Below are 15,214 nucleotides of genomic sequence, written 5' to 3' on the forward strand. Positions count from 1 at the left end.
CCGCCGAAATTGCATTCCACGCGCTGTTTTGCGGACTTGACGCGCGTGGAATGCAATTTCGGCGGGGATGACGTCAGGCGATCGCGCCGCTGTCCTTGAGCGCCTCGATGCGGTCCCAGTCCAGGCCGAGCTCCATCAGCACGATCTCGGTGTGCTCGGAGGCCTGCGGCGCGCGGGTGGTCTGCAGCGGCTCGTGGTTGAACTGCACAGGCCCGCGCACCACCTTGAACGGTTCCCCGCCGTCACCGGCTTCCACCTCGACGACCATGTCGTTGGCCAGCGCCTGCTCGTCGCTGCCGAGATCGACCAGGCTCTGGAACGGCGCCCACTGACCCTTCATCGTCTTCAGATGTTCGCGCCAGTAGTCGAACGGCTTGCTGCGGATCGACTCGGCGATGAGTTGCACTGCGGCCGGGGCGTTCTCGATCAGCGGCATGACCTCGCTGAAACGCGGGTCGTCGGCGAGCTCGGGCAGGCCGAGATGCTCGAACGCGTCGCGGATGTAGCCGGTCGGGCTGACGATGCACAGGTTGATCGTGCCGCCGTCGGAGGTGAGGTAGTTGCCCAGGAACGGGTTGACCGACGGGCTCGCCGAGTCCGGCATCAGCGAGCGCATGGTCTGGCCGGTCTCCATGCCCTGGGTCACGCTCGCGCCGGCCGCCCACCAGGCGGTGCTGAGCAGCGACACGTCCAGCTCGACGGCCTCGCCGGTGCGCTCACGGTGGAACAGCGCCGCCGAGATCCCGCCGGCGATGTTCATCCCGCCGATCGAGTCGCCGAACGCCGGAATGCCCTGCGACAGCGCACCGCCGATCTCCTCCGGCGTCAGCGCGTGCCCGACGCCGCTGCGCGTCCAGAACGCGGTGCCGTCGAAGCCGCCGGTGTCGCGCTCGGGGCCCTTGTCGCCGTAGGCGCTGCCGCGGGCATAGATGATGTCCGGATTCACCGCGCGGATGTGCTCGATGTCGAACTTGTTCTTCTGCCGCTGGGCGGGCATGTAGTTGGTCAGGAACACGTCGGCGGTCTTGGCGATCTCGTAGAGCACCTCCTGGCCTTCGGGGGTGGAGACGTCGATGCCGACGCTGCGCTTGCCACGGTTGGGATGCTCGATCAGCGGGTGGCGGTTGGGGTCCAGCTGGAACCCGCCCATGTTGATGAAGCCGCGTTGGGTGTCACCGCGCACCGGGTGCTCGACCTTGATGACGTCGGCGCCCCAGTCGGCGAGGATCGCGCCTGCCGCGGGTACGAACGTGAACTGCGCAACCTCGAGGACGCGAACGCCCTCCATCACCTTGATCAAGTGCAATCCCTTCTGACGACGATGTCTTTCGCGGAGTCTAGCGGAGCTCCGATACTGTAATGTTTACCGTTGAACATCCCGGAACAACGGCCGCGGAGGTCCCAGGTGAGCGAAGCGCGGGCCGGCACGGTCGACGGCACCGAGACCAGTGTGGAGTGGGGCAGGCGCGCGGCGCAGCACGCCGAACCCCGAATGCTGATCGCGGGCGACCTCGTCGAGGCGGCCGCCGGGGCGCGGTTCGACAATCTCAGCCCCGCCACCGGCGCTGTGCTGGGCAGCGTCGCGGCAGCGGACACACGGGACATGCTGGCGGCCGTCACCGCGGCACGTACCGCGTTCGACGCGACCGACTGGTCGACCAACCGGGAACTGCGCAGACGGTGCCTGGACCAGTTGCAGGCCGCGATCGAATCCGAAAAGAGCGACCTGCGAACCGAACTCGTCGCCGAGGTGGGTTGTCCGGTGATGACGACCGAGACCGCGCAGCTGGACTGGCCGCTGGCCGAAGCGCTGCGCTACCCTGCCCAACTGATCGACACCTTCGAGTGGGAGCGGGTGCTCGAGGGCGGCGGCCTGTTCGGCGAGCGCAACATCCGTACCGTCGTCAAGGAAGCCGTCGGCGTGGTCGCCGCGGTGACCCCGTCGAACTTCCCGATCGAGGTCATCCTCAACAAGCTCGGACCGGCGCTGGCCGCAGGCAACACGGTCGTCCTCAAACCGGATCCGCACACCCCGTGGAACGCCACCCGACTGGGCAGGCTCGTCGCCGAGAAGACCGACATCCCGCCCGGCGTGGTCAACGTGGTGACGACCCCGGCCAACGAGGTCGCCGGCCTGCTCGGCACCGACCCGCGGGTGGACCTGGTGTCGTTCACCGGTTCGACCGCGGTCGGCAAGCTGCTGATGCGCCAAGGCGCGGACACGATGAAACGCATGTTCCTCGAGCTCGGCGGCAAGTCCGCGGCCATCGTGCTCGACGACGCGAACCCCGCGGTCATCGTCCCGACGGCCATGGGCGTCTCCGTGCACGCCGGGCAGGCCTGCGCGGCGACCACCCGGATGCTGATCCACCGGTCGCTCTACGAGCAGGCCGTCATCGACATCACCGCCGCGTATCAGCTGCTGCCCGTCGGGGATCCGGCCGATCCCGGCACCCTCGTCGGGCCGGTGATCAGCGCCGCCCAGAAGGACCGGGTGCTCGCCGCGATCGAGGGTGCCCGGAGCGCGGGGGCGGAGATCACCGTCGGCGGCGGGCCCGTCGAGGAGCTGCCGGAGTATCTGCGCGGCGGCCATTTCGTCGCACCGACCGTGGTGACCGGGGTCGACAACAGCGCCGCGATCGCGCAGCAGGAGGTGTTCGGGCCCGTTCTGGTGCTACTGCCGTTCGACGATGACGACGACGCGGTGCGCATCGCCAACGACAGCATGTTCGGGCTGGCCGGTGCGGTGATGTCGCGCTCGGCCGAGCGGGGGATGAGCATCGCCCGGCGCGTGCGTACCGGCGCCTTCGGGGTCAACGGCGGCATGTTCTACGGCGCCGACGCCCCGTTCGGCGGGTACAAGAGCAGCGGCGTCGGAAGGCAATGCGGCATCGAGGGTTTCCAGCAGTACCTGGAAACCAAGACCATCGCCCGCCGCGAGCGACGGCAGAGCTGATCCTCTGCGCGAGCGTGAAGCCAGGGCTGTGCTTCGAGCCCGTTTCGCGACCCGGAATGCTATTCCGTGGGGGTGGGGGTGAAGGTGACCGGCAGCGCGGTCGGGGAGCGGAACGGCTGACCGAAGATGTGCGGGTCGTCGTCGGTGCGCAACCGGATGTCCGACAGCCTGCCCAGCAGCCTCTCCACGGCCACCCGGGTCTCCATCCGGGCAAGGTGCAGACCCATGCAGGTGTGCTCGCCGGCGGCAAAAGACAGGTGCGGCACCCTCTTCCGGAAGATGTCGAAGTCCTCGGGCCGCTCCCAGCGCGTCTCGTCACGGTTGGCCGACCCGATGCACACGTCGATCACCGCACCGGCTGGGATCTGCACCCCGTCGATCTCGGCGTCCTCGGTGGCGAAGCGCTGCACCGTGGTCAGCGGTGTCTCGTAGCGCAGCGCCTCCTCGATGGCCGGACCGATCAACGCGGGGTCGGCGTTGACGGCGTCGAACTGGTCGCGGTGGGTGAGCAGCAGGTAGAGCAGATTGCCCGAGGACCGGAACGTGGTCTCCAGGCCGGCGGGCAGCAGCAGGCGCAGAAACGAGTAGATGGCCTCGTCGGTGAGGCGTTCACCGTCGATCTCGGCCGACACCAGGTCGCCGATGATGTCCTCGGTGGGCGCTGACCGGCGCCGGTCGATCTGATCGAGAAAATAGTCCTTCAGAGCAGCCGACGCCTCGAACGCCCTCTTGTGCTTGATGGTGTAGCTGATCAGCTCGACCGCGCGCTTGCGGAACCACGGCAGGTCCTCCTCGGGCAGGCCGAGCAACCGGGAGATCACCCGGGTGGGGAACTCCAGGGCGAAGTCGCGGATCAGGTCTGCGCTGCCGTGGTCGACCATCTCGTCGATCAGGCCGTCGACGACGGGGCGCACGATCTCGGGCTCCCACCGTGCCAGCGATCTGGTCTTGAACGCCGCGGAGACGAGGTTGCGGTGCGCCCAGTGCGTCCTGCCCTCCATCGCGAGGATGGTCGGGCCGATGAACAATCCGATCGTGGAGTCGTAGATCTTGGAGTTGAACACCTTGCCGTCGCGGAACACCCGGTTGACCGCATCGAACGACACCGCGGCGTAGAGGTTTTCGGGGCGTAGCGAGTCCGGGGTCTTGGACCAGTCCATCACAGATCCGCGGAACACCCCGCACTCGGCGCGGCGGCGCGCGAACATCGGATACGGATCGCGGAGATCGATGGGCTCGTCCATCGCGAGGTCCTGCGGGGGTGCCTCCATGCAGTTACTGTAATCCTTACGGTAACCTGCTGTACAGTGTCTGCGGTATCGCCATGGCCGATACCGCAGACAGCGTCGGAGGAGGGCTCGCGCATGGCAGTGCTGCTGGGCGGCATGACCGCCAGGCGGGAACCGATGCCGGCGATCCTCGAACGGCAGCGGGCGGCGTTCGTCGCCGACGGCCCGCCCGATGCGGCGCTGCGCCGCAACCGCATCGACCGGATGCTTGCCCTGGTCCTCGACAACGCCGACGACTTCGTCGACGCGATGTCCGCGGACTTCGGCACCCGGCCACGCGCCGGATCGCTGTTCACCGAGATCATGGGCATGATCTCGGTGATCGAACACACCAGATCCCATGTGCGGGAATGGATGAAGCCGGCCGCGCTGATGCGCCCGGCACGTCCGCTCGGCCTGCGGGCCGAGGTGCGGCCGTCACCGCTCGGTGTGGTCGGGATCATCGGCCCGTGGAATTTCCCACTGAACCTGGTGGTGCTGCCCGCCGTGGCGGCCTTCGCCGCGGGCAACCGGGTGATGATCAAGATGTCGGAGGTGACACCCCGGACCGCCGAGCTGATGACGGCCGTGGCGCCCGCCTATTTCGACGCCACCGAACTCGCGGTGATCACCGGGGACGCCGACGTCGCCGCGGCTTTCGCCGCAATGCCGTTCGACCACCTGTTCTTCACCGGGTCTCCGTCGGTGGGCGCGCTGGTGCAACGGGCGGCCGCAGCCAACCTGGTGCCGGTGACCCTGGAGCTCGGTGGCAAGAACCCGGTGGTGGTCGGCCCCGCAGCCGATGTGGAGCGTGCCGCTGCGCGAATCACGCAGGGCCGCATGATCAACGGCGGCCAGGTGTGCGTGTGCCCGGACTACGTGTTCGTGCCGGCCGACCGGATGGAGAAGTTCGTCGCGATCGCCCGGGACACCCTGCGCGGCATGTTCGCCTCGATCGTCGACAACGACGACTACTGCTCGTCGGTCAACGAGGCCAACTTCGACCGCGTCGTCGGCCTGATCGAGGACGCCCGAGCGAAGGGCGCCCGGGTGGAGACGGTGGCGCCGCCACACGAGACCCTTCCCGACCGCCGGACGCGCAAGATCGCGCCGACGCTATTGCTCGGCGTCGACGACGGCATGCGGATCGCCGGCGAGGAGACGTTCGGCCCGGTGCTCACCGTCGCGCCCTACGAACGGCTCACCGACGTCGTCGACCACGTCAACGCGCGCCCCGCGCCGCTGGTGGCCTACTGGTTCGGCCCCGACGACGCCGATTTCCGGTGGTTCGTCGAACACACCCGCAGCGGGGGCGTCGCCCGCAATGACTTTGCCGCACAGATGATCCCGTCGTCGGCGCCGTTCGGCGGCGTCGGGCGCAGCGGCATGGGCGCCTACCACGGCAAGGCGGGGTTCGACGCGTTCAGCCACTACCGCACGGTGGTGGGCAGCGACCTGCCGTTCACCGTCACCGGCCGCGCGGCGCCACCGTTCACCCGGTCGATGACGATGACCACCACGCTGGCGCTGCGGATGGCCCGGCGCCGCACGCGCAGGCGGCTCAGGAAACGCTGACGGCCTGCTCGCGTGCCCACCGGTAATCGGCCTTGCCGGCCGGGCTGCGCTCGATCACCGGCCGGAACACCACCGCCTTGGGCAGCTTGTACCGGGCCACCACCGTCGAGGCGTGCTCGACCAGTTCGTCGGCGGAGACGGTCTTGCCGTCGGCGAGCGCCACCACGGCGACCACTTCCTGGCCCCAGCGTTCGCTCGGCCCGCCACCACGACGTCGGCGACCGCGGGGTGCGACGCGATCGCGGACTCGACCTCCTCGGCGAAGATCTTCTCGCCGCCAGAGTTGATGGTGACCGAATCGCGGCCGAGCAGTTCGATCGCGCCGTCGGCGAGGTGGCGGGCCCGGTCTCCGGGCACCGAGTAGCGCACCCCGCCGATGACGGGGAACGTCGCCGCGGTCTTGGCGGCGTCGCCCTTGTAGCCCAGCGGCACGTAGCCGCGCTGGGCCAGCCAGCCCATGTCGTCATGGCCGGGTTCCAGGATCGAGCCGAGATTCTCGGCGGCGACGAAGGTGTCGGGCCCTGCGGTGAACTTGCCGGTCGACACCGCGCCCGGAGCCGACATGTGGGTCATCTGGGCGCCGGTCTCCGAGGAACCGACCCCGTCGACGACGATCAGATTCTGTTTGGCGTCGATCAGGCGCTGCTTGGCGGTCGGGGTCAGCTGCGCGCCGCCGTTGGCGACCACGGCCAGCGACGACAGGTCCGCACCGGTGCGCTCGAACGCCTCGGCCAGCGGCCGGGCCATCGCGTCACCGACCACGGTGACCGCCAGGATCTTCTCGCGCTCGATCGTGGCGATCACGTCGTCGACGTCGAGGTGGCTGGTGATCGGCGAGAACACCACGGTCTGGCCGGTGTTCATCGCGGTGAAGACCGCCCACTGCGCGGCGCCGTGCATCAGCGGAGGCAGCACCATCAGCGTGCTGCCGGGGGATTCGGCGCACCGCTGCGCGAGATCGTCCAGCGACGAGATCAGCTCGCCGGTGTAGAGGCTGCGTCCGCCGAAGGAGGCCATGAAGATGTCGTGCTGGCGCCACAGCACGCCCTTGGGCATGCCGGTGGTGCCGCCGGTGTAGAGCACGTACAGATCGTCGGGGGAGGGTTCCACCGGCGGCGGATCGGACGGGCCGTCGGCCACGATCGACTCGTAATCGACTGCGCCGGGCAGTAGTTCGTTGCCGGAGTCGTCGGCGATCTGGATCAGCAGCTTGAGGTCGGGCAGCCCGGGCAGCACCTCGGCCAGCCGTGGGGCGAACGCGGCGTGGTAGAGCAGCGCGGTGGCGCCGGAGTCGGCCAGCAGATACTGCAGCTCGCTCTTGACGTAGCGGTAGTTCACGTTGAACGGGGCCACCCGGGCCCGCCACGCGCCCAGCATGGCCTCGACGTACTCGGGGCCGTTGTGGGCGTAGATGCCCAGCAGGTCCTGGCCGACCTCATGGCCGGGCAGCGCGGACCGCTCGGTGCGGCAGCCCAGCCCCCGCGCGTGCAGGAACGCGCCGAGCCGGTTGGACCGCGCGACCACCTGCGCGTAGGTGTAGCGGCGGTCGCCCTGGACGATGAACTCGCGATCGCCGATCACGGCGGCGACGGCGTCGGCGGCGGCCGGGACGGTGAACTGAATCGACTCGGTCATGCGAGGGACTCTAGACGGAAGCGCCGCCTGAGTGGACAGTTGTCCAAAAGTTGTATGCCCGTCGTCGGGTCATGTCCACGCGGCGATCAGGTCGTCGGTGGTGGTCACCGTCGCCAGCCGCTTCAGCGTGTTGTCGATGACCGCGGTCGCATACTCCGCCGGTATCCCCGCGACGGCGTCGCGGGGCAGGACCACCCGGTAGCCGGCGTTGACGGCGTCCATCACCAGGTTGGTGATCGCGACGTTCACCGACACGCCGACGGCCACGATGGTGCGGACGTCGAGGTTGCGCAGGATGGCGTCGAGGTCGGTGCCGCCCATCGGGCCCAGGCCGTGCCAGCGGTGCAGCACGAGATCCGTTGGCTGCAGCCCCAGCTCGGGAACGGGTTCGGTGCCGGGGCTGCCCGGGGTGATGCCCACCCCGGACGCGCCGAGCGCGAAGAGCTTGGCGTTGTGATTGGCTCCGCGCCCGTCGGCGCGTCGCTGCACCAGGCAGTGCACCACCGATGCGCCCGCGGTCCTGGCCACGGGCAGCAGCCGGGCGATATTGGGCAGTGCCTCCCGGCGCGCCTCCTCGGCCAGCACGGCAAGTCCGGCATCGGGTCCGACCACGGCGCGCTGGCACTCCTGCGTCACCACCGCGGTGTGCGCGGGCAAGACGAGTTCGGCGAGTGGAATATTCATCCGGTGGCCGCACCAGCGGGCGGCACCTCGTAGAACCGTTGCGCCCAGTTGCGCAACGCCATGTACGGTTTCGCGTCCACCTTGGCCAGCGGGGGATTCTCCACGTACCTCTGGTAGCGCCAGATGTCGCAGTCCTCCCACACCGTCTTGAGGAACTGCCGCTCCACCTTCTCGATCACCTGCGGCGGCGGCACGTCGGACGTCTCGCCGGGCAGCTTGGGCCACCAGATCGAATAGAACATGTCCGAGACCTCGTCGTCGACCGGGGTGCACGCGAAGATCAGCCGGTGGTTCGACGACCCCTCGAACGCGCTCATCGCGAACCCGAGGCCGGAGAAGTGGCTGTGGATGCGCAGCGCCATGGTGTCCGGGTTGTCGCTGCGGGCGTCTGGCCAGCCGGTCAGGAACCGCCACTCCTCGTCGACGTGCTCCCAGTGCAGGCACACCGGAGTCACGCTGGCGCCGTGCACATACCGGAAATGTGAGCTGTCGGGCCCGTTCTCGGCGACGATCTGCGGATGGACCGGGATGGCGTCGGCGCGGCTGGAGAACTCCGGATACGGCCGGTAGTAGGCGTTCGCGTCGGTCTCGAACTGCGGGAACTTGTGGAAGATGTCGGGCAGTTCCCACTGCGGTTCCTTGCCCTGGGGCTGGTGCCACACGAAGACGCAGCCGTACTGCTCCTGGACCGGGTAGCTGCGCAGTCGCAGGCCGCGGTTGGGCCGGTCCGGCTGGTAGGGAATGTAGGTGTTGGCGCCGTCGGGTCCCCACCGCCAGCCGTGGAACGGGCATTCGACGCAGTCACCGACGACCTTGCCGCCGTGGCCGATGTGGGCGCCGAGGTGTTTGCAGTGCGCCTCCAGGACGTGCAACAGGCCGGACTCGTCCCGGTATACGGCCAGGTCCTCGCCGAAGTACTTGAGCGCCTTGACGTCACCGACCTCGTACTCGGCCGACCAGCCGATCATGAACCAGCCGGTGACCTTCCAGGTGAACGGGACCTTCATGACGACTCCCTCCGGGGCCACGAACGGAGGTCGCGGCAGCGGATCGGCCGGATCCCCCACGTGCTCCTGTAGACGTCGATACTGTAACAGCGACAGTATCCTGAGCCCGGAGGAATCGTGACGATCGACGGTGGCCCTGCCCGATTCGACGTGGTCGTCGTCGGCGCCGGCTTCTCCGGCCTGTATGCGCTGCACCACCTGCGCGAGCGCGGACTGCGGGTGCAGGTCCTGGAACGGGCCCACGACGTCGGCGGCACCTGGCTGTTCAACCGCTATCCGGGGGCGCGCTGCGACATCGAGAGCATCGAGTACTCCTACAGCTTCTCCGACGAGATCCAGCAGGAATGGGTCTGGACGGAGACGATGCCGACCCAGCCGGAGATCGAGGCGTATCTGAACTTCGTGGCCGACCGGCTCGACCTGCGCCGTGACATCGCGTTCGGGAGGGACGTGGTGGCGATGACGTTCGACGAGCACGCCGGTGAGTGGGTGGTGCGGACCGCGAGGGGGGAGTCGTTCGTCGCGCCGTTCCTCGTCGCCGCCACCGGGATCCTGTCGGTGCCGTTGGAACCGGCGATCCCAGGGATGGACAGCTTCGCGGGCAGATCGCTGTTCACCAGCCGCTGGCCTGCGGACGGCGTCGACCTGGCCGGCCTGCGGGTCGGGGTGATCGGCACCGGTTCCACCGGGGTTCAGCTCATCCCGGTGGTGGCCCGGGAAGCCGGTCAGCTCATCGTGTTTCAGCGCTCGCCCGCCTACACGCTGCCGTGGGAGGTGCGCGCGTTCGCACCGGGCGAGCTCGACGCGCTCAAAGCCCGCTATCCGGAGATCCGCGCCGCCCAGCGCGAGCATCCGGTGGGCGCGGCGCGGCTGAGCGCATTCTCGGTGCTGCTGGAGATGCTCGCCAAACCGGCGCTGAAGTCCGCGTCCGAACAGCAGCGGACGCACGCAGTCGAAGAACACGGCATCATGGGTGCGCTGAACTGGGGTGACCTCTTCTTCGACATCGAGGCCAACCAGCTGGCCGCACAGCTCTACGGGCAAGCGGTCGCGCGCATCGTCGAGGACCCCGACACGGCCAGCGCGCTGACGCCGAGCCACCCGTTCGCGTGCAAGCGGCCCATCATCGACCAGGGCTACTACCAGACCTTCAACCGTGACAACGTGTCGCTGGTGGACCTGCGCCAGGATCCGATCGTGGCCGTGCGTCCGGGTGGACTGGAGACCGGGAGCGGGCTGCACGAGGTGGACGTGCTCGTCTACGCGACGGGCTTCGACGCGATGACCGGGGCGCTGAGCCGGATCGACGTCCGGGGCCGGGGCGGGGTGTCGCTCGGGCGGTTCTGGGCCGAGGAGGGGCCGCTGAGCTATCTCGGGCTGGCCGTCGCGGGATTCCCGAACCTGTTCACCGTCCAGGGGCCCGGCAGCCCCGCTGCCGCGTCGAACTTCGTTGCCGCGCTGGAACAGAACGTGGAGTGGATCGGCGCCTGCGTGAGCTACCTGCGCGAGCACGGCTACCGCACCATCGAGGCGCTGCCGGAGGCGCAGCAGGAGTGGATCGACGAGGCCACCGCGCTGGTGGCGTCCACCGTGCTCGTGCACCCGTCGTGCAACTCCTGGTACAACGGCGGCAACGTGCCCGGCAAGAAACGCATGTACATGGGGTACACCGCAGGCATCCCCGAGTACCGCCGCCGATGCGACGAGATCGCGCAGGCCGATTACCGCGGGTTCGCACTGACGTGAGGCTGCCCGAACGGATCGTGCGGATCGGCGGGGACCTGGCCGGCGTGGTGCCCCGGGCCCATTCCGCGGTGGCTTCCGACGCCGGGTGGAACCCGTTGTCGCTCCAGGGTGTCCGTCAGTTCGGCGAGGTGTTCCTCGACGAGCTGGCGCTGACGGGGATGACACTGACCGCGCCGCCGCCCGAGCCGCAACGGTCGCTGGACTCCTGTGCGGCCGCGGCGGCCGAATTGTCGGCGCTCGGGGTCAGCGGTGCGCATGCCGACCCGGCGCCGGTGCGGGTCAACGCGTGTCGCCGGCGCCGGTTCGGCAGGCACACCTACGAGCAGCTGCGTTTCGACCACGATCCCGCGCTGCCGGCATCCCTGTCCGCGTTCGGCGGGCAGGCGCAGGCCGTCGTGCATCTGTGCCGCGCCGGTGAGGCCCGCAGGCCCTGGCTGGTGTGGGTGCACGGCGCCGGACAGGGGCAACCGATCGACCTGCTCGTGTCGCGGGCACGCCGCCTGCACGAGGAACTCGGGTTCAACGTCGCGCTTCCCGTGCAGCCGGGATGCGGGGTCCGGCGCGGCGCGTGGCCGGAGTACCCGAATATGGATCCGCTGGCCAACATCGCGGGGATGATGCGGGCCGTCTCGGAGGTACGTGCCCTCGTGCGGTGGCTGCGACCGCGGGCAGAGGCCGTCGTGGTGGCTGGAGTATCGATGGGAAGCCCGGTGGCAGGCCTGGTTTCGCATCTGGAACGGGTCGACGCCGTCGCGGTCTACACCCCGATCTCCGGGCTGAACGCGATGATCGCCGCCCACCTCGGCCGCTGGGGACCGTCGGTGGCCGACGTCGCGGCGGTGCTGCGGTCGACGGCGGCCGAACAGATGGCCGCGGCGGTCGACTACCAGGCCGTCGCACCCACCGCGGCGCCCGAGCACCGGCTGATCGTCGGCGCCTGGCACGACCAGATGGCGCGCCGGGAGCCCGCGCTCGCGCTGCACGACCGCTGGGGCGGGCAGTTGTACTGGCATCGCGGCAGCCACGTCGGACACCTGTTCGCCGGCGGGGTGCAGCACGCGTCGGAGGAATTCCTGGGGTCCGTCGTCGCGCGGACACGCCGGGGCCCGGGCTAGCCGGCGCCGTAGTCGGCGACCAGACGCGCCCGCGCGCAGGCCAGCTCTTCGGCGATGTCGTAAGGATAGGCCTGCATGACCCACTGATAGGCCGTGCCGAGCACGGCGGAGCCGAAATCGTTGACCGCCCTGGCGATGTCGACGTCGGGTCGCACGGATCCGTCGGTGACGCCGGTGCGCAGACCCGCCTCGACGGTGTGCGCCGCACGTGCCAGCCACATGCGGATGTACGGGTGGGCCTGTGACGTCGCCTTGGCCGCCTCGAAGGTCAGCACGAAGATCGCGCGGCACAGGTCCGGGTCCTCGGCGTGCAACGACGCGATCCGGTCGGCATGCGCCAGCGCCTGTGTCATCCCGTCGGAGCCGGGATCGGCCGCCGGGCTCAACTTCTTCTCGTACTCGACCGCGAACAACGTCTCCAGCAGCGCGTCCTTGCTGCCGTAGCGGGCGTGCACCATCGCCCGGCTGTAGCCGGCGCGCTGGCCGATCTCCGCTGCCGTGGTTGCGTCCCAGCCCTTTTCGCCGATCAACGCGACGGCGGCCCGGAGCAGCCGGCTCGCCGAGAGCTCAAGGCGCTGAGACTGGGTCAACCCTCTGGCGGGAGAAGGCACCCTTGCATGTTAAACGCCCGACCTCTAACTTAGTTGCGCGGCGTCAAATAAATATGGGAGGTCAACGGTGACTTCAGGAACGACCGACGCGGGCAACGCGACCGCAGTGCCGGGCGGCGTCGCGGGCCTGACGCCGCAGTGGCTGACCGACGTGCTGCGCACCGACGCCGGCCTGCCGCGCACAGCAGCCGTCACCGACGTCCGCGCCGAGCGGATCGCCGAGGACTCCGGGTTCTCGTCGCTGCTCTACCGCCTGCACCTCACCGGTGACGACGTGCCTGCCACGCTGATCGCGAAACTGGCCGCCGAATCCGAGGCCCGCGGCGCGATGGAACTGCTGGAAGGCTACCGGCGCGAGCTCAGGTTCTACCGCGACGTGGCCGGGCGCGCGCCGATGGACACGCCGCGGGTCTATGCCGCGCGGATCGCCGAGGACTCGGTGGATTTCGTGCTGCTGCTGGAAGATCTGCGCGACTGGGACAACGCCGACCATCTCGCCGGATTGTCGATGGACCGGGCCCGGCTGGCCATCGCTAACCTGGCGGCCCTGCACGCCTGGTCCACCGATCCCGTCAACTGCTCGGCGCTGCAGAGCTTTCCGAGCCTGTCCACAGCGGTGGTGCGGGAGTTGCTGGTGCCGGCGTTCGGGCCGGGCTGGCAGGTCTACCGCGAGAAGTCCGGTGCCGCCGTGCCTCGCCGGGTGGCGCGGTTCGCCGAGCGGTTCGCCGAGTCGGCGCCTCAGGCGCTGTCGGCGCTGACCGAGCACTCGATGCTGCTGCACGGCGACATCCGGGCCGACAACATGTTCTTCGACGGTGACCGGCTCAAGATCGTCGACTTCCAGTTCGCGTCGGTGGGTTGCGGTGCCGCGGACATCGGCTATCTGGTCAGTCAGGGGCTGCCCACCGCGCTGCGCCGGGGTCACGACCAGTCACTGGTGCGGGAGTACCTCGGGGCGTTGCGGCAACGCGGCCTCACGTCCTACCACTTCGACGACGCCTGGCGGCACTACCGGTTCGCGGTGGCGTACCTGATGATGCTTCCGGTGATCACGCTGATCGGCTGGGACAGCATGCCGGAACGCTCGAGGGCGCTGTGTCTGGAACTGACCGCCCGGTCCGTCGCCGCGATCGACGACATCGACGCGACAGAGGTTTTCGGGTGACCCGGTCCGCACGAGAGGTGGTCGAGCAGTACAACCTCGTGGTGTGGAATCAGCGGGACTTCGCACTCGCCGAGGAACTGATGGGCGACACCGTGATCCGCCACGACGTGGGGGAGTCCTCCACCCTGACCCACGAGCAGGCGGTGGCCCGCATCGTGGACCACTGGGACATGTTCTCGGCCATCCGTTTCGACCTGAACCTGGTGGTCGCCGGTGACGACGGAGAGCACGTCGCGATCGTGTACCAGTCGCCGATGACGCTCAAGGACGGCACCGAGACGACGATCAGCAGTATGGAGATCTTCCGCGTGGTCGATGGCAGGATCACCGAAGTCTGGAATTGCGGCTACAAGCAAGGGATTTGGTCATGAAGCACAGCGGCGTGACGAGCACTTTGGATGAACTGGGCTACTACCTGCTGGCCGGTGCCGGCGGTGAGGGTCCCGCCACGCTGATGGACGAGGCCCGCCGCGGCGAGGAACTGGGCTTCGGGACCGGGTTCATCTCCGAACGGTGGAACGTCAAGGAGGCCTCGTCGTTGACGGGTGCGGCGCTGGCGGTCACCAGCCGCATGCAGATCGCCACCGCGGCCACCAACCACAACACCCGCCATCCGCTGATCACCGGCTCGTGGGCGACGACGATGCACCGGCTCTCCGGCGGCCGGTTCACCCTCGGCATCGGCCGCGGCATCGGCGCGATCTACAGCGCGTTCGGGATACCCGCGGTGACCACCGCGCAGATGGAGGACTTCGCGCAGGTGATGCGCAAGCTCTGGCACGGCGAGCTGATCTTCAACCACGACGGCCCACTGGGCAAGTACCCGGTGCTGTTCCTCGACCCGGACTTCCGTGAGGACATCCGGCTGGCCATCGTCGCGTTCGGCCCGCAGACCCTCGCGCTGGGCGGGCGGGAGTTCGACGACGTCATTCTGCACACCTACTTCACGCCCGAGACGCTGCAGCGTGCGGTCAAGACCGTCAAGGACGCCGCCGAACAGGCCGGCCGGGATCCCGCGTCGGTGCGGGTGTGGTCGTGTTTCGCGACCGTCGGCGACCACCTGCCCGAGGAGCTGCGGCTGAAGAAGACCGTCGCCCGGCTGGCCACCTACCTGCAGGGTTACGGTGATCTTCTGGTCAACACCAATGGGTGGGATTCTGCTGTGCTGCAACGCTTCCGGGATGACGAGGTGGTGCAGTCCATCGGCGGCGGCATCGACCACAAGGCCACCGCCGAACAGATCGAACACATCGCGACGCTGATCCCCGACGAATGGCTCGAACCCGCTGCCACCGGCTCGGCGCAGCAGTGCGCGGCCCGGGTGCGCAAGGAGTTCGACTACGGCGCGGACGCGGTGATCATGCACGGCGCCACACCCGACGAACTGGCCCCGGTCGTCGCCGCCTACCGCGCCACCCGGTGAATCCGGCGCGCAATGCGACAGCGAGGGTG

Annotated in this window: 12 protein-coding genes and 1 pseudogene; 7 read left to right on the top strand and 6 right to left on the bottom strand. The window is 69.0% G+C overall.

Going from position 1 to position 15,214, the window contains the following annotated elements; translation table 11 throughout:
• Positions 1 to 73: 73 nt before the first annotated feature.
• A complete protein-coding gene (locus C6A87_RS09330) occupies positions 74 to 1,288 on the bottom strand; it encodes a CoA transferase (RefSeq protein ID WP_311117866.1) in 1,215 nt (404 codons plus the stop codon).
• Between the two features lie 204 nt (positions 1,289 to 1,492).
• On the opposite strand from C6A87_RS09330, the gene C6A87_RS09335 reads away from it, so the two are divergent.
• The gene (locus C6A87_RS09335) at positions 1,493 to 2,956 is read left to right on the top strand and encodes an aldehyde dehydrogenase family protein (protein WP_396837082.1); all 1,464 of its coding nucleotides are present in this window, start codon (positions 1,493 to 1,495) and stop codon (positions 2,954 to 2,956) included.
• A gap of 59 nt (positions 2,957 to 3,015) precedes the next feature.
• On the opposite strand, the gene C6A87_RS09340 is transcribed toward C6A87_RS09335, so the two are convergent.
• A complete protein-coding gene (locus C6A87_RS09340; protein ID WP_311116977.1) occupies positions 3,016 to 4,227 on the bottom strand; it encodes a cytochrome P450 in 1,212 nt (403 codons plus the stop codon).
• 93 nt (positions 4,228 to 4,320) lie between these two features.
• On the opposite strand from C6A87_RS09340, the gene C6A87_RS09345 reads away from it, so the two are divergent.
• Positions 4,321 to 5,799, top strand: coding sequence for an aldehyde dehydrogenase family protein (locus C6A87_RS09345; protein WP_311116978.1), 1,479 nt, complete (start codon positions 4,321 to 4,323; stop codon positions 5,797 to 5,799).
• Here C6A87_RS09345 and C6A87_RS09350 read toward each other — a convergent pair.
• The 3 genes and pseudogenes from C6A87_RS09350 to C6A87_RS09360 all read right to left on the bottom strand — a co-directional run bounded on the left by C6A87_RS09350 (position 5,786) and on the right by C6A87_RS09360 (position 9,125).
• A pseudogene (locus C6A87_RS09350) lies at positions 5,786 to 7,434 on the bottom strand (acyl-CoA synthetase). The gene C6A87_RS09345 and the pseudogene C6A87_RS09350 overlap by 14 nt on opposite strands.
• 69 nt (positions 7,435 to 7,503) lie before the next feature.
• Positions 7,504 to 8,118 carry a cysteine hydrolase gene (locus tag C6A87_RS09355; protein WP_311116979.1) on the bottom strand — a complete coding sequence of 205 codons (615 nt, stop codon included), beginning with the start codon at positions 8,116 to 8,118 and terminating at the stop codon, positions 7,504 to 7,506.
• The gene (locus tag C6A87_RS09360) at positions 8,115 to 9,125 is read right to left on the bottom strand and encodes a Rieske 2Fe-2S domain-containing protein (protein WP_311116980.1); all 1,011 of its coding nucleotides are present in this window, start codon (positions 9,123 to 9,125) and stop codon (positions 8,115 to 8,117) included. Before C6A87_RS09360 ends, C6A87_RS09355 begins: the two co-directional genes overlap by 4 nt.
• 117 nt (positions 9,126 to 9,242) lie before the next feature.
• Between C6A87_RS09360 and C6A87_RS09365 the strand changes: the two genes are divergently transcribed.
• Together C6A87_RS09365 and C6A87_RS09370 are read left to right on the top strand one after the other, a co-directional pair.
• Positions 9,243 to 10,871, top strand: coding sequence for an NAD(P)/FAD-dependent oxidoreductase (locus C6A87_RS09365; RefSeq protein ID WP_311116981.1), 1,629 nt, complete (start codon positions 9,243 to 9,245; stop codon positions 10,869 to 10,871).
• Positions 10,868 to 11,986, top strand: a complete 1,119-nt coding sequence (locus tag C6A87_RS09370) for an alpha/beta hydrolase (RefSeq protein ID WP_311116982.1) — start codon at positions 10,868 to 10,870, stop codon at positions 11,984 to 11,986. The genes C6A87_RS09365 and C6A87_RS09370 overlap by 4 nt, the downstream gene beginning before the upstream one ends.
• Here C6A87_RS09370 and C6A87_RS09375 read toward each other — a convergent pair.
• The gene (locus C6A87_RS09375) at positions 11,983 to 12,597 is read right to left on the bottom strand and encodes a TetR/AcrR family transcriptional regulator (RefSeq protein WP_311116983.1); all 615 of its coding nucleotides are present in this window, start codon (positions 12,595 to 12,597) and stop codon (positions 11,983 to 11,985) included. The two genes, C6A87_RS09370 and C6A87_RS09375, sit on opposite strands and share 4 nt — an antisense overlap.
• A 67-nt stretch (positions 12,598 to 12,664) precedes the next feature.
• Between C6A87_RS09375 and C6A87_RS09380 the strand changes: the two genes are divergently transcribed.
• From C6A87_RS09380 to C6A87_RS09390, 3 genes are read left to right on the top strand one after another with little or no spacing between them, the layout of a single operon-like run.
• Complete coding sequence (locus C6A87_RS09380; protein ID WP_311116984.1) at positions 12,665 to 13,762, top strand: phosphotransferase; 1,098 nt, start codon at positions 12,665 to 12,667, stop codon at positions 13,760 to 13,762.
• Positions 13,759 to 14,133, top strand: a complete 375-nt coding sequence (locus C6A87_RS09385) for a nuclear transport factor 2 family protein (protein WP_311116985.1) — start codon at positions 13,759 to 13,761, stop codon at positions 14,131 to 14,133. Before C6A87_RS09380 ends, C6A87_RS09385 begins: the two co-directional genes overlap by 4 nt.
• Positions 14,130 to 15,185, top strand: a complete 1,056-nt coding sequence (locus C6A87_RS09390; RefSeq protein WP_396837030.1) for a TIGR03857 family LLM class F420-dependent oxidoreductase — start codon at positions 14,130 to 14,132, stop codon at positions 15,183 to 15,185. The genes C6A87_RS09385 and C6A87_RS09390 overlap by 4 nt, the downstream gene beginning before the upstream one ends.
• The last annotated feature ends 29 nt before the right edge of the window (positions 15,186 to 15,214 follow it).

It is taken from the genome of Mycobacterium sp. ITM-2016-00317 (assembly GCF_002968295.1).
Taxonomy (GTDB): Bacteria; Actinomycetota; Actinomycetes; order Mycobacteriales; family Mycobacteriaceae; genus Mycobacterium.

Bases quoted from the DNA above. Each gene is read 5' to 3' on its own strand.
- C6A87_RS09330 (WP_311117866.1), bottom strand. From the start codon at position 1,288: ATGGAGGGCGTTCGCGTCCTCGAGGTTGCGCAGTTCACGTTCGTACCC.
- C6A87_RS09335 (WP_396837082.1), top strand. From the start codon at position 1,493: ATGCTGATCGCGGGCGACCTCGTCGAGGCGGCCGCCGGGGCGCGGTTC.
- C6A87_RS09340 (WP_311116977.1), bottom strand. From the start codon at position 4,227: ATGGAGGCACCCCCGCAGGACCTCGCGATGGACGAGCCCATCGATCTC.
- C6A87_RS09345 (WP_311116978.1), top strand. From the start codon at position 4,321: ATGGCAGTGCTGCTGGGCGGCATGACCGCCAGGCGGGAACCGATGCCG.
- C6A87_RS09355 (WP_311116979.1), bottom strand. From the start codon at position 8,118: ATGAATATTCCACTCGCCGAACTCGTCTTGCCCGCGCACACCGCGGTG.
- C6A87_RS09360 (WP_311116980.1), bottom strand. From the start codon at position 9,125: ATGAAGGTCCCGTTCACCTGGAAGGTCACCGGCTGGTTCATGATCGGC.
- C6A87_RS09390 (WP_396837030.1), top strand. From the start codon at position 14,130: ATGAAGCACAGCGGCGTGACGAGCACTTTGGATGAACTGGGCTACTAC.